Here is a 24,106-nt window from a genome sequence, read left to right as displayed (position 1 = left end):
GGCTGTTCTATAGCTCGATTTTCACGCGTTTGCGAGCCGCGACGCCGTATCGACAAAAAGGAAGGGCGGCCGCAAAGGCTGCGCCCGCCCTTTCACTCGCTGCGGATATTTCCGCTCTTATTCCGCCGCCTGGCGCGCCATCGGATTGTTCGGATGGGTCGTCCAGTTGGCGTAGTTCGGGTCGACGATCTTGCCCGTACGCTTGTCGAGGTTGCCCGCCGGCAGTTCTTCCATGGTGATGCAATTCTCGACGGGACAGACGCTGACGCAGAGATTGCAGCCGACGCATTCCTCGTCCATCACCTCGAAATGCCTGAGGCCATCGACCATGTTGGTGATTGCCTGATGCGAGGTGTCCTCGCAGGCAATGTAGCAACGGCCGCACTTGATGCAGGCGTCCTGGTCGATCTTCGCCTTGGCGATGTAATTGAGGTTGAGATACTGCCAGTCCGAAACGTTCGGCACAGCGCGGGCGATGATATCGTCCAGGCTGCGGTGACCCTTTTCGTCCATCCAGTCGGATAGGCCCGAGATCATCTCCTCGACGATCTTGAAGCCATAGGTCATCGCGGCGGTGCAGACCTGCACGTTGCCGGCGCCGAGTGCAAGGAATTCCGCCGCATCACGCCATGTCGTGACGCCGCCGATGCCCGATATCGGCAGGCCATAGGTTTCGGGATCGCGGGCGATCTCGGCCACCATGTTGAGCGCGATCGGCTTGACGGCCGGGCCGCAATAGCCGCCATGGCTGCCCTTGCCACCGACCGTCGGGTTCGGGGCGAAGCTGTCGAGGTCGACAGAGACGATCGAGTTGATGGTGTTGATCAGCGACACTGCGTCGGTGCCGCCGGCCTTGGCGGCGCGAGCGGGCTTGCGGATATCGGTGATGTTGGGCGTCAGCTTGGTGATGACGGGCATACGGGTGTATTGCTTGCACCAGCGCACGACCATTTCGATATATTCCGGCACCTGTCCAACCGCGGCGCCCATGCCGCGTTCAGACATGCCGTGGGGACAGCCGAAGTTGAGCTCGATACCATCAGCTCCGGTTTCCTCGACCAGCGGCAGAATGGCTTTCCAGGACTCTTCCTCGCACGGCACCATGATCGAGGCGATGAGCGCGCGATCCGGCCAATTCATCTTCACCTGCTTCATTTCGCGCAGGTTGGTGTAGAGGTCGCGGTCGGTGATCAGCTCGATATTGTTGAGACCGAGCAGGCGGCGGTCTGCGCCCCAGATCGCGCCATAGCGCGGGCCGTTGACGTTGACCACCGGCGGTCCTTCCTCGCCGAGGGTCTTCCACACCACGCCGCCCCAGCCGGCCTTGAAGGCGCGCTCGACGTTGTAGGCCTTGTCGGTCGGCGGCGCTGACGCCAGCCAGAACGGGTTCGGGGATTTGATGCCAACGAAATTATTGCGGAGATCAGCCATGTCGGTTCTCCTTTCAGGCGACTGCAGCGGCCGACTTGGCGGCAGCGAGCGCAATGTTGATGGATTCGGCTGCGTCGCGACCCTGTGCCACGGCGGAGACCGTCAGGTCATCGCCGCCAAGCACACAGTCGCCACCAGCCCATACGCCGTCGATCGAGGTCCGGCCTTCGCCGTCGATGGCGATGCGGCCGGCTTCCATGCGCAATGCGCCAAGGCCCGAGGCTTCGAACGTCTGGCCAATTGCCTTGAAGATCTGGTCGGCGGCGATGACGCCGACGTCACCGGTGCCGGCAAGCTTGCCATCGCGCAGCTCGGTATATTCGACCTCGATGCCGGCAACCTTGCCGTCCTTGTCGAGGATGCGCTTCGGGGCGAGCCAGTGGCGGATGATGACGCCCTTGGAGGCAGCCAGATCCTGCTCGAATTCCGAGGCGTTCATGTGTTCCTTGCCACGGCGATAACAGATCGTCACTTCTTCGGCGCCGAGCAGCTTGGCTTGCACGGCCGCATCGATCGCGGTCATGCCGCCGCCGAGAACGACGACGCGGCGACCGATGGCGATATCGGCCTTGCTGCCGGCCTGGCGCAGATCGGCGATGTAGGCGACAGCATCGGCGACGCCATCGAGTTCCTCGCCTTCGGCACGCAGCGCGTTGACGCCGGCAAGCCCGAGGCCGAGGAATACGGCGTCATATTGCTGAGAGAGGTCGGAAAGGCTGAAGTCGCGGCCCAGTGCCTGGCCGTTCTTCACCTCGATGCCGCCAATGGCGAGCACGTAGTCGACTTCCTTCTGGGCGAAGTCGTCGACCGTCTTGTAGGTGGCGATGCCATATTCGTTCAGGCCGCCTGCCTTTTCGCGGGCGTCGAAGATGGTGACATCGTGGCCTTTGACGGCCAAGCGGTGAGCGCAGGCAAGACCGGCCGGGCCGGCACCGATGACGGCGACCTTCTTGCCGGTGGATGCGGCACGCGAATAGAACTGCTTGTTTTCAGCCATCGCCGCGTCGGTCGCATAGCGCTGTAACCGGCCGATTTCGACCGGGCGCTCTTCGGCAGTGTTGCGCACGCACGCCTGCTCGCAGAGCTGTTCGGTGGGACAGACGCGGGCGCACATGCCGCCAAGAATGTTCTGATCGAAGATCGTCTTGGCCGAGCCGATGGGATTACCCGTCGAGATCTGACGGATAAACATCGGAATGTCGATGGAGGTGGGACAGGCCGTCATGCACGGCGCGTCGTAGCAGAAATAACAGCGGTCGGATGCGACCAGAGCCTCATGCTTGTTGAGGCGCGGATGAAGGTCGGAAAAGTTTGCATCATATTCGGCGGGCGTGAGCCTGCCGCTATGAATCCCAGTTTCCAGTCGTCCCATTGAAGTTCCCTCTTATAGTAAACGGCTAGTACGGGAACGGTAACTCAGGTTAAAAAATTTATCAAACGGTAAAATTTTGGCGATTTTGTCGCTTTGAAGCATCGCTTCAGAAGGACAAATCGGCGGTCGGTCTCGTCACGAGAGCGAAATCAAGCATCTGTTTTGTTTTGATTTTATCGATTTTGGCGATGAGCAAAACGATGCGCTATCGGCGTGTCGTTGAATTTTGCCATGGCGCTGTCGGCATTGGCGGAGGATTGTGCGGGATGATTGCACGCCACGAAAAAAGATTTTTTTCGTCCTTGGATGGAACCAAGGTTTCGCAGGGTCGTTATCAGAGTGTCCTGATGATGATTGCATCCCCCTGATGCACGCCCAATAGCATCGCAGGACTTCTACTCACGGTCCCCTCCCGATGAGTGTAAAGCAGCCAGCGCGCCGCCCTCGCGCTGGCTGTTTTCTTTTGTGTCGAGACACCCGCAGCCTTGGCGTCGCGGCGTGTCAGGGGCGTCTCATGATCTCATATTCGGTTTCGGGAATGGTCAGGCGATAGCTGATGTTGCCGTCGCCAATCGAGAAGTCGGCGCGGCCATTCATCGACGTCGGCACGACGCGCTCCAGAACCGTTCGGCTGAAGCTGTTGTCTTCGAACTCATGCTTGTCGCGGGCGGTAAAATGCTCCGACCATGCAACCTCGATCGCCTTTTTGCCATCGAGGTCCGTTTCCTTGCAATTCAGGGTGATGCTGGTCGCGCCCATCGAAATGGCCCCATGCGAGGCGGAATTGACAATCAACTCGTGGAGGGCAAGTCCCAGATGCACGGCGGCATTCGGGGTCAGGTGTGCGTTGATGCCGAAGATCGGCATTGGTACACCGGCATCGGGCCAATAGGGTGCAAACTGCTTCTCTGCGAGTTCAAACAGATAGGCGCCGCGCCAGCTGGAATCCGTAATCAAATCCTGCGAATTCGACAGGGATTGAAGGCGGCCACGGAACTTGATCAGGAAATTGTCGACGGACAGCGTGTGACGAGCGGTTTGTGTCGCGATACCCTGGATAATTGCCAAAAGGTTCTTCGAGCGATGCGAGAGTTCGCGCAAGAGCGACTTCAGCACTTTCTCGCGATGACGGCTTTCGGTGATTTCAGAAATGACAGACAGCACACCTTGCGGTTTGCGGGCGCCGACGCGCTCCATCTTCAGTTCGTAGACACGAATGCCGTCGCCGCTTGGAATCTCGACTTCGGCCGTTGCCGGCTTTCCGCTGTCGAGCACCCCTTGCTTGAGACGCAGGAGATGCTCTCCATCCTTTTCGCCGAACAGATGCGAGTCATTGCCGCCGATCACAAGCGATGGCTTTAGATGATCCGGTAAATTATCAGCGTAACGGATAGATAGTGCCAGATCCTGGAACAGGATCGACACATTGGCGCTCGCAAGCGCCCGCTCCATCAGAGCGGCTTTGCCTTCCAAACTCAAAGGCGCGCCGGGTAATGGTTCAGACGTATTCACCGGCTTGCCTTTCACTCGAAGCTTGAGTGCCCCGCCGACAGGGCATCTCCACGCGTAAAATCTGCGACCGATCTATTAAATAGGGCGGAATAACAGTCGGTAAACCGACCGCTGAAGAACTCAACGTCCGGCTGTTTTCTTTGTTCCGCAGCGATATTTTCAATCGGCTCAGGCGGCCACCTTTGTGGTTTCGTTGAAGAAAAGGGCCTGACTGATGAGGGCCTTGACCATATCGGGATTGAAAGGCTTGGTGACGAGGAATGTCGGCTCCGGGCGTTCGCCCGTCAGCAGGCGTTCCGGGAAGGCGGTGATGAAGATCACGGGGATGCTGGCTGTCTTCAGGATGTCGTTGACGGCATCGATACCCGAGCTGCCATCGGCCAGCTGGATGTCGGCAAGCACCATCCGGGGCTGGGTGGCATTGTAGAGCGCAACGGCTTCCGCATGGGTGCGGGCAATGCCGGTCACGCGATGGCCGAGGCTTTCCACCATCTGCTCGATGTCCATCGCGATCAACGGCTCATCCTCGATGATCATGATTTCCGTCGCCACCTGTCGCGAGATTTCCTGCGAAGCGGTGTCGAGCAGATGCATCGTTTCGGTTTCCGACAGGTCGAGAATATCGGCGATCTCGCTCAGGCGGAAGCTTTCGACGGAGGCGAGCAGGAACGCCTGGCGCGCCAGAGGGGAGACCTTCGACAGGTTGACTGTTGCACGCTGCTCCCAGGCAAAAGGCGACGTCGGCTCGGGAATCTCAAGTGTCACGGAACCGAACAGCTTGGTGAACAGTTTATAGAGTGCAACACGGTCGCTGTCCGTGTCAGGGAAAATGGAAATATCGGCGATGATAGCTTCCAAAACCGCGGCAACATAGGCATCCCCAGACGTCTGTGTTCCGGTCAGAGCACGAGAATAGCGCCGCAAATATGGAAGATGCGGCGCAATGCGTGTGGAAAGTGTCATCAATGGCTCCCGCCTTTTATCAAATTCTAATTAAATACAGCACAGAGGCTGCAATGACTAACAAACGTCACTTGAGTAAAAAAGTTCCTCTTTATCGGAACTTTTTTTAGGTACTCGCATTACAATGCTTACAATCGTCCTGTCTCATCCTTTACGATTCGTTAGGAACAGTTTTGGATGGGCCCGACTGATCTCCCGGACGGGGAGGCTGTAATGCGTGCCCGACCCATGAACGCGAGAAATTGAAAAGCGAGCAGGCTATATGACTATCCAGAATCACGAGGACGCAGAAAACAAAAAATCCGACCTGCGCGCGATGGATATCCTCGACCCCAACAACCAGATCGGCAATCGGCTGCGATCCTTCTATGCCGCGGTGCAGGATGAAGCCATTCCCGATCGCTTCCTTGATCTGCTGGAAAAGCTCGATCAAGTCGAGCGTTTGGCCTCTGCAAAAGTCTCCGAGTAAGGAGGTCGGCGTCATGGAACCGCAAACGAGCTTCAAGCGCGAACTCCTCTCAGCCCTGCCGAGCCTCCGCGCCTTCGCCATTTCTCTCACCGGTCGTCACGACCGGGCCGACGATCTTGTCCAGGACACGATCATGAAGGCCTGGGCCAAGCAGGACCATTTCGAGATGGGCACAAACATGAAGGCCTGGCTCTTCACGATCCTGCGCAACGAGCTTTACAGCCAGATGCGCAAGAGCGGCCGTGAAGTTCAAGACAGCGACGGCATCTTTACCGAATCGATGGCCACGCATCCTTCCCAATATGGTGCAGTCGATCTTCAGGATTTCCGCAAGGCGCTGGATCAGCTGCCGCCGGATCAGCGTGAAGCGATCATCTTGGTCGGCGCATCGGGATTTTCCTATGAGGAAGCCGCCGAGATCTGCGGTTGTGCAGTCGGTACGATCAAGAGCCGCGTGAACCGCGCGCGTCAGCGCCTGCAGGAGCTGCTGGATATTTCCGGTGAGGCCGATTTCGGTCCGGATGCCACTTCGGCGCCGCTCACGTCGAAAGCCTTCGCCTTCTAACAAAGAAGCCCGGTCGCGAGACCGGGCTTTTTCATATCGGGATCCAGATTTTGCCACGCGCCGTATTTCACCGCGTGGCAAAATTGCTTTCAGTCATCGTCATCACGGCTCGAGCCGAACAGATTGCCGAAGAGGAGCGCGGCGGCAATGGCTGTTGTCATCAACGGCTGCTTGCGGATGAGGCCGAATGCGGCTGCTGCCATCGATTCCATGGCAAGGCGGCGTTCTCTTGCGCGCCGCTGCTCCTGCTTGTCGATGATCGCCATGATGACGAGCACAATCAAGCCAAGGAGCAGTGCTCCGGCCGCCATGAGAAGCGCTGAAACGGCAGCGCCATAGATCGTCGCCAACCAAATGGCGCCCGCAACGAGCGCGAAAGCGTAGGCCGTCAGAAGAAGTAGCGCCGCGATGGCTATGAAGATACCGTTGCGCTTGGTTCGCGCAACGGTACGGCTAAATGTGCCTGACAGAAGCAGGCCAAAGATCGAGCCGATCATGCCGCCTCCTTAGCGGCGAGACAGGAGCAGAGCGACAGCCAGACCGAATGCAGCAGCCGCGCCGACGGTGGCGACGGGGTGCTGGCGAACGGTCTTGCGAACCTCGCGGGAGCCTCGTGCATAGCCGCGCTGCAACTCCTGCAGCAGTTCTTCGCCGCGAACCGCCAGATCTTCAAAGCTCGACTCTGCGCTCGCACGCAGCTTCTTGCCCTGCTTTGCACTGTTTTCGCTGATCAGCGATGCGAAAGCTGCAACTTCGTCGCGCAGCGATTCGATCTGATCCTCGATGCTTGCCTCGACGTCCCGCAGGCTGCTGCCATTGCGCTTGCTGCGCGCCGAGTGGAGGATGGATGTAGCCATTGTTGAGCTCCCTTGCTTTGCCTGGGCGCCCTGGGCGCCGGTTGTTCGCGATGATCGGGCCTGAGCCGACACACTGAATTCGTAAGCGCACGAAACACTGTTTCGCTCGCTGAACCTCAACGCGCGGATGTAGCAAAAGTTCCCGAAAGGGCAGCGGGAGGACGCCTAGTCGGCGAGTGCGCTATGGGCGAGAACGAAGGGCGCATCATCTACCGGAACGCGATTGACGCGAAGATTGCAGCCGAAAACATGTTGCAGATGCTGATCTGTCAGCACAGTCTTGATAGGGCCTGCCGCCTGCAGACGGCCAGTCTTCAGAAGGACCATCCGGTCGGCAAAGAGCGCGGTCAGGTTGAGGTCGTGCATGACTGCAATGACCCCGCCGCCACGTTGGCAGAACCGCTGGGCAAGAGTCATGATGGTCAGCTGGTGGCTGATATCGAGGCTCGAAACGGGTTCGTCGAGAAGCAGCCAGCAGGGCTTGCCGTCTATGACAGGTTCCGAGATCTGGCAAAGCACGCGGGCGAGTTGCACGCGCTGCTGCTCCCCGCCGGAAAGTTCCTGATAGAAGCGGCCTTCGAAGCCGCCGAGATCGACCGAGGCGAGCGCCTCCGACGCTATGCGATCGGCCTGTTCCGGATGGCGATTACGGCCGCTGGTCAGACCCATGCGTACGATTTCGCGCACGGTGAACGGAAAGGAGATCGCGCTTGCCTGCGGCAGCACGCCGCGCATCTCGGCAAGCTGCCATGGCTGCAGCCCGCGGATTTCAGCGCCGTTCATCTGCACGGCTCCCTGATAGGCCAGCTCTCCCGATATGGCCTTCATGGTGGTCGTCTTGCCCGAGCCGTTCGGTCCGCAAATCGCCGTCATCGTTCCCGCTTCGGCGGTGAAGGAAACATCTTCCACGACGCTCTTTCCGCCAAGCCGGATGCTCAGATTGGATACGTTGATCATCGCAGGCTCACAGGCTGAGACGCGAGCGCTGCCGCAGCAGCATCCACAGGAAGAACGGTCCGCCGACGCCTGCCGTCAGAATACCGATCGGCAATTCGGCAGGGGAGACGATGGTACGTGCAACCACATCGGCGATGATCAGCAGGGAGCCGCCCAGCAAGGCCGAAGCCGGCAGCAGGAACCGATGGTCCGGGCCGATGACCATGCGAAGGATATGCGGCACGACGATGCCGACGAAGCCGATGCCGCCGCTGACGGCGACGGAGGCTCCGACTGCCGCTGCAACGCTGACGATGGCAATATTCTTCAGGCGCTGCACGGCGATCCCCATGTGAAAAGCCGCTGCTTCGCCGAGCGTCAGCGCGTTGAGGCCGCGTGCCATGAAGGGAAGGGGAACAAGTGACAGGATGATGATCGGGCCGGCGCCCATCACCTTGGTCCAGGTCGAGCCGGCAAGGGACCCCATGCTCCAGAAGGTGAGGTCGCGCAGTTGCCGGTCGTCGGCCATGTAGATCAGAATTCCAGTTGCGGCCAGGGCGAGCGCGCCGAGAGCGATCCCGGCCAGCAGCATGGTTGCGATAGAGGTTTGCCCGTGCTGCGTCGCTATCTTGTACAACAGGATCGTCGTAACCAAACCGCCGATGAAGGCCGCGATCGGCAGCGAGAATATGCCGAAGATCTGCGCGATCGGCGCCAGTGCGCCGCCGCCGAGAACAATCATCGCAACCGCACCGAGGCTCGAGCCGGCGGAAACGCCGATCAGGCCGGGATCTGCGAGCGGGTTGCGGAACAGGCCCTGCATGACGGCGCCCGAAACAGCCAGTCCTCCCCCGATAAGGAAACCGAGGATGGCGCGTGGCAGCCGGATATCGAAGATGACGATGCGGTCGCGGTTGCTGAGCGCGCTATCGGCGCCGCCTTGCACCATGCTCGCGACGACATCGATGATCGATGCATTCGACGCACCCGTCGTGATCGAAAAAAGGAAGGCGATCGCGGACATGACGACGAGAAGGCCGATAACAAGAACCGCACGCATCGTGCGGTCTCCGTCATTGCGCTTTGCCGTCATCCGCGACATCTGCTTCAGCCCCGCCATGGCATCATTGAATGCCACCTCAGCCCCCGTAAATGGAGGCGTTCAGCTCGCGGATCGCGCTGGCGGTGCGCGGCCCAAACCCCAGCAGATGCAGGCCATCCATGCGGATGACCGCCTTGTGACTGGCGGCGGGAGTGAGCGAAATCGCCGGCTGCTTCAGCAGATCATCGTTCGACATCGACAGCGGGCCTTCGCGATCCATAATCAGGATGACGTCGGGCTTGGCTTCGATGATCGCTTCGTCCGTCAAGGATTTGTATCCGCTGAAACCGTTGATCGCGTTGATGGCGCCGGAGAGCTTGATGATGCCATCGGCGGCCGTATTTGTTCCTGCCGCCAGGATCTTGCCATTCTGGTTGCTGAGCACGAAGAGCACGCGCTTGCGCTCGGCTTCCGGCCGCTTGGCGGAATCGTTGATAGCGGCATCCAGATCGGCTGCGACCTTGTCCTCAAGAGCCTTGGTCTTTTCCGGCACGCCAAGCAGGCCGCCGACCACCTCGATCTTCTTCAGGATGCCGTCGCGATCATAGGTCTGCGGCACGGTCTCGAAGGGCAGGCTGGCGTTGCGCAGGACGGCCAGCGCTTCCGGCGGTCCGGAGCCGTCGACCGCGATAATCGCGGTCGGATTGACAGCAAGGATACCTTCTGGGGACAGCGCGCGCATATAACCGACATCGGGAAGCGTCGTCGCTTCCTTGGGATAGAGGCTGGTCGAGTCGCGCGCGATCAGCCGCTTTTCTTCACCGAGCGCATAGATGATTTCCGTCACGTCGCCGCCGATGGAGACGAGACGCGTGGTATCGAGTTTCTTCTGCGCTTCGGCGGCATGAGCATGCCGCACGAAGCTGCTGACACCGGCGATCGGGCTTGCCGGAACGAGCGGCAGGGCCATTACCACCAGGGTCAGGGCGACTTCCCAGGGCCTGATGCGCTTGACGTTCTTGAACATGTTCTATGCCACTTCTTATGCAGCGGCGCTGGCGCCGGCTTTCGTCAGATTTTCGATGATCTCGCGCCAGTCGCGACGCTCGTCGAAGCCTTCCTTACGCTTGCCGAAGAACTGGATGATCATCTCGCCCTTGGCATTGTAAGCTTCCAGCGAGGTGACATGGCCGTCCTTGGTCGGCTTGCGCACGGCCCATGCCTCGGCGATCTGATCCTGACGCAGATGCAGGTGGAAGGTCGGATCCATGACGTTGATCCAGGGACCCATGGCCTGCACGTTGAAGATCGGGCCGGAATGAATCTGGACGATACCTTCATTGGCGACGAAGCACATGATCGGCAGACCCTCGCGCACGGAGGCGTGCATCATCTCGGCGACGGCACCGTTGTCCAGCTTCCAGGCATAGTCCTCACCGACGGTGCGGATCGCATCCTGACGACCGATCTTCAGCTTCTTCAGCATGCCGAAGAATTCGTGCGTGTCGGTCATGCGGCTCCAGTGATCGCGCAGTTCGTCGCGGCTGACGTCGCCATCGGTGGCGCCGTTGTCATAGCCGGAACGATCCTCGCTGAGTTCCTGAGACTGGTCGTCGAGGCGAAGCTCCTCGACCATGGCATGATAGGCCTCGACATTCGAATCCGGGCGCAGATGCACCTTGTGAACCGCATCGCCGGCCTTGTCGAAATATTGCAGGCTCAGCTTCTTCTGGTCGCCGTCGAGCTTGGTCACCGCGAAACCGTAGGCCCAGCGCTTCGGGAAAATCCGAAGGTCGATATTCTCGCCAAGCACGATGGCGGCCTGAACGCCGGATTTGATGTTCTCGTAAACGCTGATCTTCTCGTGGACGGCGCTCTCGTTGCGCGACAGGGCCATGACTTCGCCGAGCGAGGCGATGCGCTCGAGGAAACGATTGGCATCGGCATCGATGCGAATGGCAGAAATGCCGACTTCGGCCGCAACCAGGGCTGCTTCGGAAATATCGAGGCGGGCTGCGATATCGCGCTCACGCATCTTGGGGTTTTCTGCGCGGAAAGCGCGGATGGCGGCTGGGGTCGGTCGGGTCGTCTCAGTCATCTGTCATGCCTATTTGTTGAGTATGAGCTTGCCTTGGCGCGTGATCTTCATTCGGTAGATCACACCTTCGTGCTTGATCATGATTTCGGTCTGGCCGCGGAAAATATCCGTGCTATCGACCATCCTTATTTGCGGTGCCGTCGTGCACGGAGCCGGCGGCGTAGGGGTCTTCTCAGCAATCATCCTGTTTAGTTTAGCCTGAAAATTCGTCGGGGACCGGACGGCTGTCCGGCCAAATTTATCTTGACTTGCATACTCAAGGTTCCATAAAGACGCAATAGAAGACTGACAAAGTCAAGTTTAAAAAATCGACGATGCACGCCTGAGCAACTGGCCTGGTCGGCAAGCGTCAAAAACATACTCGGAGACAGGTTGATGCTGACGAAAACGATCCTGGCGCTGGCTATATCGGGGATGTTTGCCGCAGCATCCAGCGTTCCCGCATTTGCTCAGGATGCGGGTGCAGCAGCGGCTCCCGCCGCGGCCAATCACAAGCTCAATGTCGAACTCAACGCGCTTGCTCCCTCTCAGAAGGGATGCATGATGACGTTCGTTGCCGAAAACGATATGGCGACGCCGATCAACAAGATTTCCTTCGAACTTGCCTTCTTCAACGACAAGAATGCGGTCGACAAGGTTACCGTTCTCGATTTCCGCGATCTGCCGCTCGGCAAGAAGCGCGTGCGCCAGTTCGATATGCCCGGCATCAAGTGCGAGACCGTTTCGCGCATCATCATCAACGACACGCCTGTCTGCGACGGGCCGGCCGCGGGCGAGTGCAAAGCCGCGCTGACCACCCGCTCCCAGATCTCAGTTCCTTTTGAAGGCTGAATGCTATGGCAACGCGCTCGGTCAAGGTTTCCATCGAGCGCCGCCGTTCGAACGGTGGCTTGAATGACAACTTCCCGAGTGTGCTTCCGGGCCACGAGCTGACCGGCCTCGAGGGCGTACCCCGCCCTCCAGCCGGCGAAGCCGTTGTGCATTACAGCCGATTCAGCCAGATCGACTCCTTCCCGGAGCATCCGGCCGATGCGCCGGCTCCGATGGAGCCTTACGAGCATATCCCGATGGACGCGCAGCCCGACAAGCCGCTCGTTGCCGCCACCGGACGAAAGAAGTCGCTTCTCTTCTCAGGCTTTGGGTCATGCCTGTTTCACGCGATCGTCGTCGTGACTCTTTTGCTGACCTTCGTCGCCACGCCGGAGGATGCCCAGGAAGAGGCCGGAGACACCGTTAGCGTCATCATGATCGGTAATTCCGATAGCGATCAGATGGCCGAGGGCGAGGAGCAGAAGCCCGAGCAGATTACCTCGGAAGAGGTGCAACCGCAGACCGTGCAGCCGACCGAGGTCACGCCGGAAGAAACGCAGCCGGTTCAGCCGCAGCAGGATACGGTCCAGCCGCAGGAAGCCGAAACGCAGCAGGCGCAAACAGCCGAACCCGTCGAGCCTACCGAGCAGACGCAGCCGTCGACTGTCGCGCCGGAGCAGCCGCAGATATTGGCGACACAGGTACCGGCCGAGACGACCGTCATTCAGCCGGTTGATCCAGTACAGCCAGTCGATACTCAGGTCGCCGAAGTCCAGCCAGTCGAGCCGACTCCTGAAGTCGTGACGCCTGTCGAAAAGCCGAAGCCGGTGGAGAAGCCGAAGGAAGTCAAGAAGCCGGTCGCAAAGACCGTGAAGGCGAGATCGGGATCGAGGGGCGAAGACAAGCAGGATTCGACGAAGGGATCGACCAATGGGACTGAGACGGCTCGATCCGATACGAATTCGCAAATGAACGCGCGGCTTGCCAGCGAGGGCAACGCCGCTCGATCGAACTACGTCGGTAAAATTCAGTCCTGCATGCGCCGGGCAACTAAGGGAGTATCTGCCAAGGGGAGCAATATGACGGTGGTAGTTGGCTTCAAGGTTGATGCCTCCGGCCGGATATCATCGGCTAGGATATTGTCAGGTTCTGGAAATCCTGAAGTTGACCAGGCGATGCTTACAGCAGTGCGCGGTGTAGGGTCGTGCGACCCAATTCCCAGCGAACTTGGCTTGTCTAGTATGCCGTTCAATATCCCTTTCCTGATAAAGCCCGGCCGATTTTAAAATATGATGAAAATCCTCAACTTTATACTTTACTCTAAAACTCATGTTTACTAAGGTCGCCTCGCGCTCGACGGAATCGAGCGCGCAAGAGCAACCAGCAAACGGGTGATGCATGGCGCGTAAGGGGAAGAGGGATTTTGGTCGGGAGAACCGCCAGGCGCAAACGCCGGCACAGGCTCCAGCAAAATCCAGTCTCGACGTTCGCAGTTTTCTCTATGTCGGCGGACGCGATTGCCAGGTGGCGCATCTGCGTCAGATCGCCAGCAACTTCGGTGCCGAACTGATCCATCACGACGGTGGGCTGCGTGAAGCCGTGTCGCGTATCGACACTGTGCTGCCTTCCGTCGATTGTGTCTTCTGCCCGATCGACTGTATCAGCCACGATGCCTGCCTGCGGGTAAAGACGGGCTGCAAGAAATTCGGCAAGGCGTTCATTCCCTTACGCAACGGCAGCAAGTCCAGCCTCGAACGGGCGCTGCAGACCATGAAAGAACGAGACGTTTCCCAATGATCGATAATGGCCCCGAGGGGTTTATGCTGATCGGCCTGCACAAGCTGGCCGCGCAGAATGGTGACGGGCTGGTGCCCGAACTCTATGAATTGCTGATGCGCCGCGCCGAAGAGCATCAGCGCGCAGCCAACGTCACTTCCTTCCCGGCCTGGAAAGCACGGCATCCGGGAGAGGCATCGGACCGCCCGCGCGATGAAGCGAGCCTAGACGGAGCAAATATCATTGCCTTTGCGCCTAGCGTGGATAAGACTGCCGCCCGTCGCAAGAAGGTCTGATCGTCAAACGAGGTCTCCATGTACATCGCCATGAATCGCTTCAAGGTCGTCATCGGTTTGGAGGGCGAATTCGAAGAGGTGTGGAGAGGGCGCGATTCCAGGCTTTCGGAGGTCTCCGGCTTTCTGGAGTTTCGCCTTTTGCGTGGCAAGTCGAATGTCGAGGAGGGTTACACGCTGTTTTCCTCGCACACGACCTGGCGCAGCGAGGAGGATTTCCTCAACTGGACGAAATCCGAGCATTTCCGCATGGCGCACCGTAATGCCGGCGAGAACAAGCGGCTCTATTGGGGGGCGCCGCAGTTCGAAGGCTTCAGCGTGGTTCCGGGGATTTAAGCCGGACCTGGCCGCGAGTCAGCTGTCCTGAACATCGAACATTACGACTTCGCACTTGTCCTGAAAAAAGCGCCGAGCGCGATCGCAGCCCAACCGGCGATCATGCCCATTCCGCCTGTCGGCGCGGCCATCGGAAACAGCGAGCTGCCGCCGAAATGCCTGTTGATGAGGTCTCCGGCGAAAATCAGCGTTCCCAATCCCAGCAGGACTGTAGCGGCAGGCGCCGTGCGGATCCGGTCATAGCCCGCATAGAGCGCGAGGAGGGCAGGGGCATGAGCGAGACTCATGGTGGAGGCCGCGCCGAGAAAATGCGTGTCGCCGCCATGGGTTGCGGCCGCGGCCAGCGCCACACCGCCACCGCCGAGAATACCGGCAACGAACAGGGTGGCCGGACGGATTATGGCGCCGATACTCATATTTTCCTCATTCCCTGTTCTGCATGTGGAAAGCCAAGCGTTCGACCGGCTCCCAGATGATGGCTCTCAGCTTTTCGTTTTCGATGGTTTCGTCCATGGCGCGGCGGAAACACAACAGCCACTCGTCGCGTTCCGTCGGGCCTATAGCGGCGACGAAATGGCGGCTGCGCAGGCGTGGATGGCCGCGTTTCTCAATGTAGAGCTGCGGTCCACCGAGATAGCCGGTCAGATATTCGTAGAATTTCTCCTGCGAGCCTTCGAGGCTCGGCGGATGCACGGCGCGGCAATTGGCAGCTTCGGGCAGCGTATCCATCAGTTCATAGAAGCGCGCCGTCAACGCGCGCACGGTTCGATCGCCGCCGATCGCTTCGTAAAGTGTGATGGTGTCTTCGCTCAAGCCCCGGGCCCCTGTTTGCGATGTCCTACATGGCAATTGACGAGCGATGCCGCAACCGCCCGCATGGACGGTGCGGCGTTTCGGCGCTGGTTATTTTCTGGTCGTCAGCTGGAAGGCGTCGCTTTCTCCGGGAACCAGCTCCAGTGGCCACGTCCGCTGCAGCCTCGTATTGGGATAGAAGTGGTTGTAGGCGGGCATGCTGGATAGAAGAATTTCTGCAAGCTCGACGCCGAGATCGTGCAGCGAGGTGCGAAAGCAGGTCAACGTCGGCTGCAGGAATTTCGCGCGCGGTGCCTCGCGAAAGCCCACGACGGCAATATCGCGGCCCGGCACGATGCCAGCCTCCATGACGCGCCGGTAAAGGCCGATCGCCATCAGCTCGTAGATCAGAAGCACCGCCGTCGGCCTGTCATCGAGGCGCAGCAGCTCATCGGCAACTTGATAGCCGCCTTGCTCGCTCGATTTGGCACGGATAACCAGCGCCGGATCGTAGGGGATGCCATGTCTTTCCAGCGCGCGGCGATAGCCTTCGACGAAGACGAAGCCGAGATTGATGTCGCTTGCGGGCGTGCTGATGGCGATGCGGCGATGTCCATGCGCGACCAGCCGGTCGATCGCGCAATTGGCAACGCCATCAAAATCCAGATCTGTCCAGGGGTGCTGTACACCCGAAAGGCTGCGGCCTAGGGCTGCAAAAGGAATCTTCGCCTTGGCAAGCATGTCGAAGCGCTTGTCGACGCGCTGCGTCTCCGACAGGATCAGGGCATCGACGACGCGCCGTGCCACCATGCGCTTCAGATATTCGTATGGGTCTTCGTCATGCGGGCAGGGGAGCATGATCAGATCGAGATTGTGGCGCGAGAAGACGCTTTGCAGGCCACCCGTAACGGTCAGGAAGAAATTGTCGCTGTTTTCAACGGTTTCCTTGCTTGACTGGATCATCAGGCCGATGACGTTCGTCGTGCCCTGCCTGAGGCTGCGGCCCGATTGATTTGCTACGTAGCCGAGCTGCTCGGCGGCCGCGAGAACGCGTTTGCGGGTTTCCTCGTTGACATCAGGCTTGCCGTTCAATGCGCGTGATACTGTGCCGATCGAGATATCGAGATGCTCGGCAAGCTGGCGAATCCCCTTCATCGGCCGCGGTTTTCCTCCATGCACCATTTTCCGTAGTCCTCCTCTATTGACACAGGAAAATCTTTTCGCATAGTATCGTAAACGTTTACGGAGCGCGTGTCATGAGGGGTTACGCACCGCCCGCTGGAGGATATCGTGAAATTTAATGCCATTTTGTGCGGGTGCGGAGCTATGTCCAAGGGCTGGCTCAGGGCCATCGCCTCGACGCCGGCGCTTGCCGAATCCATTCAGATCGTCGGTCTGGTCGACCTCAACCGCGCGACCGCCGAAAATCTTGCGAAAGAGTTTTCCCTCGAGAACGTCGTTATCGGCGCCGATCTCTCCGAGGTCATCGCTGCGACCAAGGCTGATCTGGTCTTCGACGTCGTTATTCCGGCTGCGCGCTTCGGCGTGGTATCGACAGCGCTGAAAGCCGGCTGCCACGTTCTCAGCGAAAAGCCGATGGCGACCTCGCTTGCAGAAGGTGCCGAACTGATCCGTCTCGCCGCCGAAGCCGGCAAGGTGCATGCCATCATCCAGAACCGCCGTTTCATTTCCGGGATCCGTCGTATGCGACGCTTCGTGGAAGAGGGGGCGATCGGCGAACTGACAGGTGTCCATTGCGATTTCTTCCTCGGCCCGCATTTTGGCGGCTTCCGCGAGGAAATGGACAATGTGCTGCTCCTCGACATGGCGATCCATACCTTCGATGCCGCCCGTTTCGTATCGGGCAAGGTGCCGCTTTCGGTCTATTGCGTCGAAAAGAACCCTGTAGGGTCGTGGTATAAGCATGGCGCTTCGGCGCATGCGCTCTTCGATTTTTCCGACGACGTCGTTTTCAGCTATCGCGGCTCGTGGTGCGCCGAGGGACGGCGCACGAGCTGGGAGAGCCAATGGCGGCTTACCGGCAGCAAGGGCATGCTCACCTGGGACGGCGAAGAAAATTTCGAGGCTGGTGTTGCCGGCAACGAGCCGGGCCTGCTGCATGGTGCTACCCCGATCGAGGTCCCCGGGCCGAAGCAGGAGGAAGAGACGCACGGCCACGCCAGCGTCATCGCCTCCTTCATCGAAGCGATCAAAACCGGCAAGCCGCCTGAAACGGCAAGCGGTGACAATATTCGCAGCCTTGCCATGGTTTTAGGCGCTATCGAGAGCGCCAAGACAGGTCGGCGCGTCGATATCTCAGCACAAGGACAGTGACAAAATGACAAATCCGGCAAAGGCCATCCGCATCGGCACGATGATCAGGGCGACGAACGAGGATGCCGCCAAGGGCATCGCCAAGATCGCCGACCTGGGCTTCGAAAGCTTCGAGCCGTTCTTCTGGCAGACCACCAACGGCCAGAACCTTGCGGAACTCGGCAAGCGCTGCCGCGATGCCATCGGCGATCGCGACATCACGATTTCGACGCTCGGCATGTTCGGCAATCCGCTTGAAGAGCGCGAACTGGACCTGCAGACGCTGCAGGGCTGGAAGGATTGCATCGACAACGCCCATCATTTCGGCGCAACCTGCGTTGCCGGCTTTACCGGCCGTATCCGCAACAAGCCGTTGACCGAAAGCCTGCCGCGCTACAAGCAGGTCTGGAGCGAGCTTGCCAAGCGAGCCGCCGACAAAGGCATCAAGATCGCCTTCGAAAACTGCGCCATGGACGGCAACTGGGCGACCGGTGACTGGAACATCGCCCACAACCCAGACGCCTGGGAGCTGATGTTCAACGAGACCCCGGACGACAATCTCGGCCTCGAATGGGAACCGTGCCATCAGATGGTCTATCTGATCGAGCCGTTGCCGCAGATCCGCAAGTGGGCAAGCAAGATTTTCCACGTCCACGGCAAGGATGCGACCATCCGTTGGGATGTCATCAAGGAGCACGGCATTTTCGGCAAGGAGAAGTTCGTCTTCATGCGCACGCCGGGCTTCGGCGACAGCAACTGGACGGACATCATTTCCGAGCTGCGCCTTGCCGGCTGGTCCGGCTCGATCGATATCGAGGGCTGGCACGATCCTGTCTATCGCGATGCGCTCGAAATGACTGGTCAGGTTCACGGCCTGAACTATCTCAAGAGAAGCCGTGGCGGAGAGTTTGTCGAATAACGCATGGATTTGCGAATCTGCATCGATTTAGGAGGCAAGGTGTGCGTTAATCAATTGTCCGGAGCGTCTGACGCACCGGGCAGGACGGGTACCTAAACGGAGGAACTGCCGAGCGTCCGCTCCTTGTCCGATGGACAGGCGGGCGCTTGGTACAAGAGAGAAAACGCCGGTGGCAGCGCGGGCCATGTCATCGGACAAATACCGTCACGGTTCGCAGGTGGAGGAGAATGTATGAATATTTTTTCGAAGCTGGCGATCTCTGCCGGCGTGTCGCTTCTGTTGGCTGCCGGTGTGGCGCAAGCTCAGAGCAAGACATTTAACGTCTGGTGGTACGAACTGCCGGCTACGCCTCAAGCAAAGGCATGGACCAAGGCTCTCGAACAGCTGAAGGCCAAGCATCCTGATATCACGATCAATTTCGAGCAGAAGACCTTCGAACAATTGCAGAAGGCCGGCAGCCTCATTCTCAATTCCGACCAGGCACCTGACGTGCTCGAATACAACAAGGGCAACGCCACTGCGGGCCTCGTTGCGTCGCAGGGCCTGCTGACGCCGCTTGACGACGAATTCAAGTCGCGCGGCTGGGACAAGATCCTCAATGAAACCAACACGCAGCTCAGCAAATACGACGAGAGCGGCGTCTATGGCTCCGGGCCGATGATCGGCATTCCGGCCTATGCCGAATTCGTCTCGGTCTTCTATAACGAAGACATGTTCAAGGCCAACAACGTGAAGGTGCCGACGACGTTCGAGGAATTCGAAGCGGCGCTTGCTACGTTCAAGCAGAAGGGCATCACCCCGCTTGCCTACGGCACGGTCGATTCCAACGCGCAGCACCTACTTTATACGCTGGCGCTCACGCAGGCTGACGATACCTGGGTGAAGAACTATCAGGGCCTCAAAGCTCCGCTCGATACAAAGCCTTTCCTCTTTGCCGCACAGAAGATCGCCGACTGGGTGAGCAAGGGCTACATCTCCAAGGATTCGACGGGCCTGAAGGGCACCGGCGGCGCCGACAACCTATTCTCGTCCGGCAAGGCGCCGATGTTCGTCAGCGGCACCTGGAACAACGGCAACTTCGCCGGCTCGATCAAGAACTTCAAGTGGAGCCAGTTCATCTTCCCGACCCCGAAGTATAGCACGGGTTCGACGGGCAGCATGTTCATGGTGCCGAAGAGCGCCAAGAATAAGGATCTCTCCTATGAGTTCATCGATCTGGTTCTGAGCAAGGAAAACCAGAACCTGCAGGCAAATCTCGGCGGCGTCGCCATTGCGGCCGATCCGGCTGCGATCACCGACGAGGTTGGCAAGCGCAACGTCGAACTCTTCAACCAGATCTCAAGCAAGGGTGGCCTCGGCTTTTATCCTGACTGGCCGGTTCCCGGCTATTACGAGCTGCTGATCCAGGCAACCACTGGCCTCGTGAACGGCTCGACAACGCCTGACCAGTTCGTGGAGCGCCTGAAGAAGGCTTACGACGACGCGCAGGCAGCGCAGTAAACACCATCGGCGACAATCACAACGGCGGGACGGCTTTCATGCCGCCTCGCCGTATCGGACTGGAGGATTTCGATGGACAAGTCGAAGAGCGCCGGCAGGGCGGGGTACTATCTTTATATGATCCCCGGTGTGCTGGGGTTTGTTCTTATTGTGCTCATTCCCCTGATTGCCAATTTCGCAATCAGCTTTACGACATGGAAGGGCGGCAATTTCTGGCCCCGGTATGTCGGTCTTGAGAATTATCAGAGGCTGCTGCAGGATACCGTCTTCTGGAGTTCGATCCAGCACACTGTGCTCTTCATCATTTCGATGACCATCGTGCCGATCCTTCTCGGGCTGGTGCTTGCGGCCGTGCTCTTCGATTATATCAGCGCCAAATTCAACGAGACCTGGTCGAGCTTCTTTCGCGCCGGTTTCTATCTGCCGCAGATCCTGCCGTTGACGGCAGCCGGCGTCCTGTGGGGTTGGATTCTCAATCCGATCGGCATCATCAACGCCGTGCTGAAAGCGATCGGGCTCGATTTCCTCGCCAAGAACTGGTTGGGGGACGCGAATTATGCGCTCTTTGCCGTTTCGGCCGTTATCGTCTGGGTGCAGGTCGGTTATTGCCTCGTCGTCTTCATGTCCGGCCTGGCGCGTGTCGATCCCTCGCTCTATGAAGCCGCCGAACTCGACAATGCGAGCTGGTTCGGGCGTTTCCGCTCCATCACGATCCCGATGCTGATGCCGGAAATCTTCGTCGTCGCACTAACGACGCTGATTGCGGCGCTGAAGGTTTTCGCGCCGATCTACGTGTTGACGTCGGGCGGTCCGGACAATGCGACGACGGTGCCGTCCTATCTGTCCTACTATCATTTCTTCACGACGAACCGTGTCGGCTATGCTGCGGCCATCGCAACGCTGCAAACGGTGATGACCATCATACTCGGCGTCGTCTTCCTGCGCATGCAGTCCAAGCAATCCGAAGGAGGGCACTAATATGTCGGCCACATCCTCGATTTCAGCTCAGATCGTTTCGTCGGATAACCCTCAGAAAAAGGGTTTTGGGCGTTGGGTCGTGCTGGCCATTCTGCTTGTGTTCCTGGCAGGAACGCTGTTCCCGTTCCTGCTGGCGGCATTGAATGCGATCAAGACGCCCTCGGATTATGCCGGTAACGGTCCGCTCGCCTTGCCTCACAGTTTTGATCTGACGGCGCTCGAGAATTTTTGGACCACCGTCAATTTTCCGCGCAAGCTCTTCAACAGTGTGCTCATCAGTGTCTGCACGGCTATCCTGGCGGTCGTTCTTAGCCTGTTGAACGCCTATGCGATCGGCATCGGGCGCGTGCGCGGCGGGCAGGTCATGCTCGTCATTCTGCTGATTTCGATCATGGCGCCGCAGGAAGCCCTGGTCTATCCGCTCTATTACATGGCCAAGCAGGTTGGCCTGTTCGATTCCATGTTCGCCGTGATTCTGATCTTTGGCGTCCTGCACACGGCTTTCGGCACTTATCTGCTCTCGTCGGTTCTGGCGACTTTCCCGCGCGAGATCATCGAAGCGGCGCAGATCGACAATGCTTCGCGCTGGCAGATCCTGTGGCTTGTGATCGTTCCGGTGCTGCGGCCGACGCTGGCGGTGCTGGCGACTTTCTTCTTCATCTGGACATGGAACGAGTTTCTGATTCCGCTGGTTTTTCTGGTCTCCAACAACAACCAGACGGTCTCCGTCGCCATGGGCGTTCTATCCGGCTCCAACACGCAGGAGCCGACTGCGATCGCGGCAGCATCCTTGCTGGGCATTACGCCGACGATCATCTTCTTCCTGATTTTCCAACGGACCCTGACGCGCGGTGTCGCGGTAGGTGCCGTCAAATAAACAATGCGGAAGTCTCGTTCGGCTCAGGCCGGGCGAGACGCGATGAATGGCAAGTTCGACAACATTCGATTTTTCCGCAGGAGGCGTAAAGTGGCAGGAATCAACATCAAATCCCTCACCAAGCATTTCGGTGCCGTGCAGGTTCTGAACGACATCGATCTGACGATCGAGCGTGGCGAGTTCGTCGTTTTCCTCGGCGGTTCAGGCTGCGGCAAGTCGACCTTGCTGCGCATGATCGCGGGTCTGGAATCGATCACGAACGGTGAAATCTGGATCGGTGGCAAGCGCGTCGACCAGCTGCCGCCGGGCGAGCGCGGCGTATCCATGGTCTTCCAGTCCTATGCGCTCTATCCGCATATGACCGTTCGCGACAACATGTCCTTCGGCTTGAGAAACATCAAAACGCCCAAGCACGAGATTGCGAGGCGTATTGAGGAAGCCGCAAAGATCCTCGAAATGCCGCATCTGCTGGACCGTAAGCCCTCGGCGCTCTCCGGTGGCCAGCGTCAACGCGTCGCGATCGGCCGAGCCATCGTGCGCGAGCCGGATGTCTTCCTGTTCGACGAGCCGCTGTCCAACCTCGATGCTGGACTGCGCACACGTACGCGCGTCGAACTGGCGCAGTTGCACGAGCGCCTGGGCGCGACGATGGTGTTCGTCACGCACGACCAGGTGGAGGCGATGACGCTCGCCGACCGCATCGTGCTTCTGAACAACAAGAAGATCGAGCAGGTGGCGACACCCGTCGAGATCTACACACGACCCGCCACGCGCTATGTCGCACAGTTCGTTGGCTCGCCCGGCATGAACTTCATCAATATCGCTGGAGTGAGTGAGGCCGGCGGGCTGGCAACGGCCACGCTGCCGGACGGATCAGTGATCAAGACCGCCATCGCTCTCGAAGGCCTGGCGAATTCCGGGCTAACGCTTGGCATCCGCCCGGAGCATCTGGTCGTCACCACGGCCGACAAGGGCGATATTGGCGGTCAGGTCGAGACCATCGAGCGTCTGGGTGACCGTTCGCTCGTTCACGTCCGGCTGAAGGACGGTTCGAAGATCATCGGCACCGATCCCGGCATGACGACGATCACCACCGGCTCGCCGATTGCCTTTGCCGTGGATGCGACCAAGGTCAGCATCTTCGATGAAGCGGATGCAGCCCATCATTCCGTAAACTGAGGAGGAAACGACACAGGGATCAGCCAAATTCGACAGGCCATCAGGCCCCGCCGATAGCTCATTGACGAAACCGTCTAACTGGTATGTTATGCCGCCATGTCCACTGCGCACCATAGGAAAAAGCAGCCTCTGTTCGTCCGCCAGCAATTGCTGGAGGTCGCAGCGCGGCTTGCGTCCGAAAAGGGGATGACCGCGGTGACGCTGGATGCGGTGTCCGGCGCATCCGGGGTCAGCAAGGGCGGACTGCTGCATCATTTCCCCAGCAAGAACATGCTTCTTGAAGCCCTGTTCGATAGCATGCTGGCACAATTGGATGCCGCGATCCAGGAAGCGATGCGTGCCGATCCGCTGCCGCATGGCCGCTTTACCCGCGGTTATCTGCGTGCATGCCTGGCGCTGCGCGACGAGCCCGAGGACAACAGGGACTGGGTGCAGGTGACGATGGTGCTGCTCAGCGAACCACAGCTGCGCCAGCGCTGGCGTGACTGGGTGCGGGAGCGCAGCGAGGAATATGTCGGTACGGACTCTTCGGTCGATGCCGCAATCGTCAGATTGGCGACCGACGGGATCTGGCTAGCGGACCTGCTCGGCAGCCACGACCTGGACCAAGGCGCCCGTCAAAGGCTTATCGACCGGCTGATCGAGCTGACGCAGCTCTAACTTTATCGGAGACATGACATGGCGAATGCATCGGTTTATGCAATGCTGCTGGCCGCTATCGTGCTGGAGGTGATCGGAACAACAGCCCTGCAGATGTCGCAGCAGTTCACTCGCCTTGTTCCGACGATCGTGCTGCTGGTTTGCTACACCGCCGCCTTCTATTGCCTCTCGGGAACCTTGAAGGTGATCCCGGTTGGTATTGCCTATGCCATCTGGGGTGCGCTCGGGATGGTCCTGATCTCCGCGGTCGGACTGGTGTTTTTCGGTCAGAAACTCGATCTTGCCGCCATTATCGGTCTGGCGCTGATCATTGCCGGTGTCCTAGTCGTGAACCTCTTTTCAAAATCCGTGTCGCACTGAAAACACAGGTGTTGTCTATGGTCGTTTTTGTCTTTGTCAAATCAGCGGGGACTTACTATGTCTTGCCC

The 24,106-nt window shown here is 59.2% G+C and carries 29 protein-coding genes; 15 read left to right on the top strand and 14 right to left on the bottom strand.

What is annotated here, in order from left to right; translation table 11 throughout:
• Positions 1-117: 117 nt before the first annotated feature.
• The 4 genes from preA to HGP17_RS08740 form a co-directional block, all read right to left on the bottom strand.
• A complete protein-coding gene (gene preA, locus HGP17_RS08755) occupies positions 118-1,431 on the bottom strand; it encodes an NAD-dependent dihydropyrimidine dehydrogenase subunit PreA (RefSeq protein ID WP_168807867.1) in 1,314 nt (437 codons plus the stop codon).
• A 13-nt stretch (positions 1,432-1,444) separates the two neighbouring features.
• On the bottom strand, positions 1,445-2,803 hold the full coding sequence (locus tag HGP17_RS08750) for an NAD(P)-dependent oxidoreductase (protein WP_168807866.1): 1,359 nt from the start codon (positions 2,801-2,803) through the stop codon (positions 1,445-1,447).
• Between the two features lie 501 nt (positions 2,804-3,304).
• The gene (locus HGP17_RS08745) at positions 3,305-4,255 is read right to left on the bottom strand and encodes a sensor histidine kinase (RefSeq protein ID WP_205925898.1); all 951 of its coding nucleotides are present in this window, start codon (positions 4,253-4,255) and stop codon (positions 3,305-3,307) included.
• Positions 4,256-4,483: 228 nt separating this feature from the next.
• A complete protein-coding gene (locus HGP17_RS08740; RefSeq protein ID WP_168807864.1) occupies positions 4,484-5,278 on the bottom strand; it encodes a response regulator in 795 nt (264 codons plus the stop codon).
• 262 nt (positions 5,279-5,540) lie between these two features.
• Here HGP17_RS08740 and HGP17_RS08735 point away from each other — a divergent pair, with 262 nt between their 5' ends.
• Together HGP17_RS08735 and HGP17_RS08730 are read left to right on the top strand one after the other, a co-directional pair.
• Entirely contained in the window at positions 5,541-5,747 is a 207-nt protein-coding gene (locus HGP17_RS08735) for a NepR family anti-sigma factor (protein WP_168807862.1), read from the top strand.
• Between the two features lie 13 nt (positions 5,748-5,760).
• The gene (locus tag HGP17_RS08730; protein ID WP_168807860.1) at positions 5,761-6,312 is read left to right on the top strand and encodes an RNA polymerase sigma factor; all 552 of its coding nucleotides are present in this window, start codon (positions 5,761-5,763) and stop codon (positions 6,310-6,312) included.
• Between the two features lie 89 nt (positions 6,313-6,401).
• Here HGP17_RS08730 and HGP17_RS08725 read toward each other — a convergent pair whose 3' ends face one another.
• The 7 genes from HGP17_RS08725 to HGP17_RS33910 all read right to left on the bottom strand — a co-directional run bounded on the left by HGP17_RS08725 (position 6,402) and on the right by HGP17_RS33910 (position 11,428).
• Complete coding sequence (locus HGP17_RS08725) at positions 6,402-6,809, bottom strand: hypothetical protein (RefSeq protein WP_168807858.1); 408 nt, start codon at positions 6,807-6,809, stop codon at positions 6,402-6,404.
• A gap of 9 nt (positions 6,810-6,818) precedes the next feature.
• The gene (locus HGP17_RS08720) at positions 6,819-7,169 is read right to left on the bottom strand and encodes a DUF883 family protein (protein ID WP_168807856.1); all 351 of its coding nucleotides are present in this window, start codon (positions 7,167-7,169) and stop codon (positions 6,819-6,821) included.
• A 165-nt stretch (positions 7,170-7,334) separates the two neighbouring features.
• Positions 7,335-8,126 (bottom strand): heme ABC transporter ATP-binding protein, encoded by a 792-nt coding sequence (locus HGP17_RS08715; RefSeq protein ID WP_168807854.1) that lies wholly within the window; start codon positions 8,124-8,126, stop codon positions 7,335-7,337.
• A gap of 7 nt (positions 8,127-8,133) precedes the next feature.
• Positions 8,134-9,207, bottom strand: coding sequence for an iron chelate uptake ABC transporter family permease subunit (locus HGP17_RS08710; protein WP_168808161.1), 1,074 nt, complete (start codon positions 9,205-9,207; stop codon positions 8,134-8,136).
• Positions 9,208-9,244: 37 nt separating this feature from the next.
• A complete protein-coding gene (locus HGP17_RS08705; RefSeq protein ID WP_168807852.1) occupies positions 9,245-10,174 on the bottom strand; it encodes a hemin ABC transporter substrate-binding protein in 930 nt (309 codons plus the stop codon).
• A gap of 15 nt (positions 10,175-10,189) precedes the next feature.
• A complete protein-coding gene (locus tag HGP17_RS08700; RefSeq protein ID WP_168807850.1) occupies positions 10,190-11,245 on the bottom strand; it encodes a ChuX/HutX family heme-like substrate-binding protein in 1,056 nt (351 codons plus the stop codon).
• 9 nt (positions 11,246-11,254) lie between these two features.
• Positions 11,255-11,428, bottom strand: a complete 174-nt coding sequence (locus tag HGP17_RS33910; RefSeq protein WP_168807848.1) for a hemin uptake protein HemP — start codon at positions 11,426-11,428, stop codon at positions 11,255-11,257.
• Positions 11,429-11,620: 192 nt separating this feature from the next.
• On the opposite strand from HGP17_RS33910, the gene HGP17_RS08690 reads away from it, so the two are divergent.
• The 5 genes from HGP17_RS08690 to HGP17_RS08670 all read left to right on the top strand — a co-directional run bounded on the left by HGP17_RS08690 (position 11,621) and on the right by HGP17_RS08670 (position 14,460).
• On the top strand, positions 11,621-12,076 hold the full coding sequence (locus tag HGP17_RS08690; RefSeq protein ID WP_168807846.1) for a hypothetical protein: 456 nt from the start codon (positions 11,621-11,623) through the stop codon (positions 12,074-12,076).
• A gap of 5 nt (positions 12,077-12,081) precedes the next feature.
• The gene (locus HGP17_RS08685) at positions 12,082-13,341 is read left to right on the top strand and encodes an energy transducer TonB (RefSeq protein WP_168807844.1); all 1,260 of its coding nucleotides are present in this window, start codon (positions 12,082-12,084) and stop codon (positions 13,339-13,341) included.
• A 112-nt stretch (positions 13,342-13,453) separates the two neighbouring features.
• The gene (locus HGP17_RS08680) at positions 13,454-13,852 is read left to right on the top strand and encodes a DUF2325 domain-containing protein (protein WP_168807842.1); all 399 of its coding nucleotides are present in this window, start codon (positions 13,454-13,456) and stop codon (positions 13,850-13,852) included.
• Entirely contained in the window at positions 13,849-14,127 is a 279-nt protein-coding gene (locus HGP17_RS08675) for a hypothetical protein (protein WP_168807840.1), read from the top strand. Before HGP17_RS08680 ends, HGP17_RS08675 begins: the two co-directional genes overlap by 4 nt.
• Before the next feature lie 18 nt (positions 14,128-14,145).
• Positions 14,146-14,460 carry an antibiotic biosynthesis monooxygenase gene (locus HGP17_RS08670; protein ID WP_168807838.1) on the top strand — a complete coding sequence of 105 codons (315 nt, stop codon included), beginning with the start codon at positions 14,146-14,148 and terminating at the stop codon, positions 14,458-14,460.
• A gap of 41 nt (positions 14,461-14,501) precedes the next feature.
• Here HGP17_RS08670 and HGP17_RS08665 read toward each other — a convergent pair whose 3' ends face one another.
• The 3 genes from HGP17_RS08665 to HGP17_RS08655 all read right to left on the bottom strand — a co-directional run bounded on the left by HGP17_RS08665 (position 14,502) and on the right by HGP17_RS08655 (position 16,407).
• Complete coding sequence (locus HGP17_RS08665; RefSeq protein WP_168807837.1) at positions 14,502-14,876, bottom strand: DUF423 domain-containing protein; 375 nt, start codon at positions 14,874-14,876, stop codon at positions 14,502-14,504.
• 7 nt (positions 14,877-14,883) lie between these two features.
• The gene (locus HGP17_RS08660; RefSeq protein ID WP_168807835.1) at positions 14,884-15,273 is read right to left on the bottom strand and encodes a group II truncated hemoglobin; all 390 of its coding nucleotides are present in this window, start codon (positions 15,271-15,273) and stop codon (positions 14,884-14,886) included.
• A gap of 90 nt (positions 15,274-15,363) precedes the next feature.
• The gene (locus HGP17_RS08655; protein ID WP_168807833.1) at positions 15,364-16,407 is read right to left on the bottom strand and encodes a substrate-binding domain-containing protein; all 1,044 of its coding nucleotides are present in this window, start codon (positions 16,405-16,407) and stop codon (positions 15,364-15,366) included.
• A 135-nt stretch (positions 16,408-16,542) separates the two neighbouring features.
• Between HGP17_RS08655 and HGP17_RS08650 the strand changes: the two genes are divergently transcribed.
• The 8 genes from HGP17_RS08650 to HGP17_RS08615 all read left to right on the top strand — a co-directional run bounded on the left by HGP17_RS08650 (position 16,543) and on the right by HGP17_RS08615 (position 24,038).
• Positions 16,543-17,586, top strand: a complete 1,044-nt coding sequence (locus HGP17_RS08650) for a Gfo/Idh/MocA family oxidoreductase (protein ID WP_168807831.1) — start codon at positions 16,543-16,545, stop codon at positions 17,584-17,586.
• Positions 17,587-17,590: 4 nt separating this feature from the next.
• Positions 17,591-18,484, top strand: coding sequence for a sugar phosphate isomerase/epimerase (locus HGP17_RS08645; RefSeq protein WP_168807829.1), 894 nt, complete (start codon positions 17,591-17,593; stop codon positions 18,482-18,484).
• A gap of 231 nt (positions 18,485-18,715) precedes the next feature.
• On the top strand, positions 18,716-19,984 hold the full coding sequence (locus tag HGP17_RS08640) for an extracellular solute-binding protein (protein WP_168807827.1): 1,269 nt from the start codon (positions 18,716-18,718) through the stop codon (positions 19,982-19,984).
• Between the two features lie 72 nt (positions 19,985-20,056).
• The gene (locus HGP17_RS08635) at positions 20,057-20,962 is read left to right on the top strand and encodes a sugar ABC transporter permease (RefSeq protein ID WP_168807818.1); all 906 of its coding nucleotides are present in this window, start codon (positions 20,057-20,059) and stop codon (positions 20,960-20,962) included.
• A 1-nt stretch (position 20,963) separates the two neighbouring features.
• The gene (locus tag HGP17_RS08630) at positions 20,964-21,839 is read left to right on the top strand and encodes a carbohydrate ABC transporter permease (RefSeq protein WP_168807816.1); all 876 of its coding nucleotides are present in this window, start codon (positions 20,964-20,966) and stop codon (positions 21,837-21,839) included.
• 90 nt (positions 21,840-21,929) lie between these two features.
• Positions 21,930-23,018, top strand: coding sequence for a sn-glycerol-3-phosphate ABC transporter ATP-binding protein UgpC (ugpC, locus tag HGP17_RS08625; protein ID WP_168807815.1), 1,089 nt, complete (start codon positions 21,930-21,932; stop codon positions 23,016-23,018).
• A gap of 96 nt (positions 23,019-23,114) precedes the next feature.
• The gene (locus HGP17_RS08620; RefSeq protein ID WP_168807814.1) at positions 23,115-23,678 is read left to right on the top strand and encodes a TetR/AcrR family transcriptional regulator; all 564 of its coding nucleotides are present in this window, start codon (positions 23,115-23,117) and stop codon (positions 23,676-23,678) included.
• Positions 23,679-23,696: 18 nt separating this feature from the next.
• Positions 23,697-24,038 (top strand): SMR family transporter, encoded by a 342-nt coding sequence (locus HGP17_RS08615; protein ID WP_168807813.1) that lies wholly within the window; start codon positions 23,697-23,699, stop codon positions 24,036-24,038.
• Positions 24,039-24,106: the final 68 nt, after the last annotated feature.

It is taken from the genome of Rhizobium sp. P38BS-XIX (assembly GCF_012641435.1).
In the GTDB taxonomy this organism is placed as follows: domain Bacteria; phylum Pseudomonadota; class Alphaproteobacteria; order Rhizobiales; family Rhizobiaceae; genus Rhizobium.
This window is presented reverse-complemented; position numbering and strand designations above follow the sequence as displayed.